This is a genomic window from Nonomuraea diastatica (assembly GCF_004349015.1).
Classification (GTDB): domain Bacteria; phylum Actinomycetota; class Actinomycetes; order Streptosporangiales; family Streptosporangiaceae; genus Nonomuraea; species Nonomuraea diastatica.
Map to the genome: position 1 here is coordinate 1 of NZ_SMKP01000367.1, position 2,685 is coordinate 2,685.

Consider the following 2,685-nt stretch of genomic DNA (forward strand, 5'->3'; position numbering starts at 1 on the left):
CGACCGCCCCCGGCACCAGACTTGGTTACGTGCTCATGGCTCCAAGAACGCGTCGGGCTCACGACCGGCCTCGCCGCTGATCATTTCGTGACGTCGCAGCGGATACCAACCCCGGTGACTTGGTTGTCCTCGGTCGACACCCGGCCGTAGAAGCCGAACCTGATCGTCATTCCTGCTGCTCCTTCGCGGTCTGCGGTTGCTTCACGCGGGCGGCGGCTTTGAGCAGGATTCGCAGCAGTACGCCGGCCGCGCCGGGGGTGAGCCTGAGCTCCTCCCCCGGCACGACCAGCCGCAGCCCGTGATCTGCGCCGCTCACGACCCGTCCCGGTTCGGAACGGGTCCCCGCGTCCACCGGCGACCGGATAGGGCCCTACGGGCCCGCCCACCCCGGCGGCCCTACATGACCGCTCGCCTCGACCACCGATGTCAACGACCACCTGGACCGGCGAGGCCCGGACCGCCGTACACAGCCTGTGGACGACGACGTGCTGCGCTTGAGGACCGTCGAGCTCTGATGAAGTGTCGCCCTCAACCTTCATCACCTCGCTTGCGCAGAATGAGAAGATCCTCATGCGCCGCAGCGCACACCGGCTGCCCCTTCTCCTGACCCCTCCATGCCTCCAGCATCTGGAAGAATGACGCCCGGGGCACCAACCGGCCATCACGCAGCCCGCACAGCAAGGCTGCCAAGCGGTGAGTGAGGACCAGACCAGCCGCCTCCGCGGTCTCGATGACCTGGCCGGGAAGATCAACGAGCCGCCCGCTGACCCGGATCGGCCGAACGGTGACGGCGACGACTCCGCCGGGCCGCAGCAGCTCTCCGCATCCGGCGAGTATCCGCCCGAAGCCCTCCATAAGCTGAGGCAATGGCCGGTGAGCGAGGTTCCCCTTTTCCTTGGAGTACCGGTGGTTCGACTTCTCCACCGGCCCGCCACCCTCCCGACTCCCGCAGCGGACGTGTCCGTGCGTCCGCACCCCATAAGGCGGAGAGGTCAGCACCAGTGCGGCCGTACCTCGCAGGTTCGCGAAGACGGTCGCGATGTTCCGCCCGTCGCCGCAGGCCACCCGAGCGAATCCCGTCGCGCCTTGCGAACGAGCGTGCTGGACGTTCGCGGCAGTGAGACCGGCGAAGTCCGCCTCGTACTCCATCCCCGCCGCGTGCCGCCCCAGATGCGTCGCCTCCACCAGCGTCGTCCCGATCCCGCACATCGGATCCACCACCAGCTCACCCGGCTCGGTGAACGCCGAGATGACCTGGGCGGCGATCGACGGGAGCATCTTGCCCGGATGCCTCATCGACTCCGCGACATACCGGCCACGCCGCTGCACCCTCGACTGCAGCTGGCCCGTGGCCAGGACCGACGGCAGAACGCTCTCGTTCATCGAGCACCCCCGGCGGTACGAGCGAACAGACAAACATCCGCGTGCACCGACACGACCGGCGGCAACTCCGCCGACTGGGCACGGCGAAGGTGCCCCAGCTCCGCCGGATCGGCCTGGACAACCAGCGCGTCACCCTCCACCGGGACGCGTACCGCGATGACATGCTGCACGTAGGCCAACCCGGCCGCGCCCGCTCGCCGGATGATCCCCGGCGCCAGGTCCACCAGCCTCCCCCGCTCATGCCGCGCCGTCGTGATCACCGCCAAGTGACCACCTGGCGCGAGAACATGCCGCGCATCCTCCAGGAACCGACCAAGCTGCGGCATGGCAAGCGTCGGCGGCTCCGCCCTGCACGAAGGACAAGACGCCGACGCCGGACCGGCCGATCGTCCGGCCTCCGGGTAAGGCGGAAGCGCCGCGATCAACAACTCCACCCGACCTTCGAGACCAAGCAGTGCCTCGCGCAGTTGATGTGGCCCGTGAGGACGTAGCCTCACCGCCGCCCGCTGATCCGCCGCGAGCTCCTGCCGCAGACGGCCGGCGAAGTGCTGCGCGACCGCGAGACGCGGAACACATCCGACGCCCAGCCGCTCCATGCCTGCCGCTGTGACAAGCACCGTCTCGCTCGTCGGGAAAACATCCGCTACGACCCCACCCGGACGAGAGCAGGCGCCGATCAGATGCCGAGCCAGTTCCCGCCCTACGGCCTGGCGATGCCGACCGCACACCACCTCGGTAACGCGCGGGCTTTCCCCGGCCTCGGACGATCGAGGCGTGGTGTCGGAACACAGCCACACGGAAAGCGGCACCAACCGCCTCTCAGCAGCCCGCGATCCCTTCGACCGCCATCCTTCGTTCTTGCTCATCTACGGTGACCCGCGACGGTCACCCGTTCCCATGCATTGAAACACCAGTAGATCGGCGGCGATTGGAGCCGCCCTCGTCCTTCGCTTCGTGCACATCGTGAGGCGCATCAACCGCCCACATCAATGGGCAAGGAGGCGAGGCGAAGACCTGGACGACCTGCGCGATCTGCGTGGTGATGATCCTCTGCCTATCACGGAGCAGCTCTTTCCCGTTACTGAAAACGATCTTTACTTGGAGTTCCCGCCTATGTGATGATCACTCCGTTTTGCTACCTCTGTTCGAAAGGCCGGAGTGAACACATCACGATTAGCGTCTGGCTTATCCACCCGGACGCGCCGCCGCGCCGCCCTGATCGCCGTCCTCACGCTGCCACTTTCGATCTTGAGCGCACCTGCGATCGCTCAGGGCCCCACGCCATCCCCCACCACCCTGCAG

General features: G+C 67.4%; 3 protein-coding genes. All 3 read right to left on the bottom strand.

The window, feature by feature from the left end:
* Positions 1–166: 166 nt before the first annotated feature.
* Positions 167–316 (bottom strand): hypothetical protein, encoded by a 150-nt coding sequence (locus E1294_RS53975; protein WP_165977982.1) that lies wholly within the window; start codon positions 314–316, stop codon positions 167–169.
* A gap of 212 nt (positions 317–528) precedes the next feature.
* Complete coding sequence (locus tag E1294_RS51570) at positions 529–1,383, bottom strand: TRM11 family SAM-dependent methyltransferase (protein ID WP_132520577.1); 855 nt, start codon at positions 1,381–1,383, stop codon at positions 529–531.
* Positions 1,380–2,249: a DNA methyltransferase gene (locus E1294_RS51575; RefSeq protein ID WP_132520580.1), complete on the bottom strand. Its 870-nt coding sequence runs from the start codon at positions 2,247–2,249 to the stop codon at positions 1,380–1,382. Before E1294_RS51575 ends, E1294_RS51570 begins: the two co-directional genes overlap by 4 nt.
* Positions 2,250–2,685: the final 436 nt, after the last annotated feature.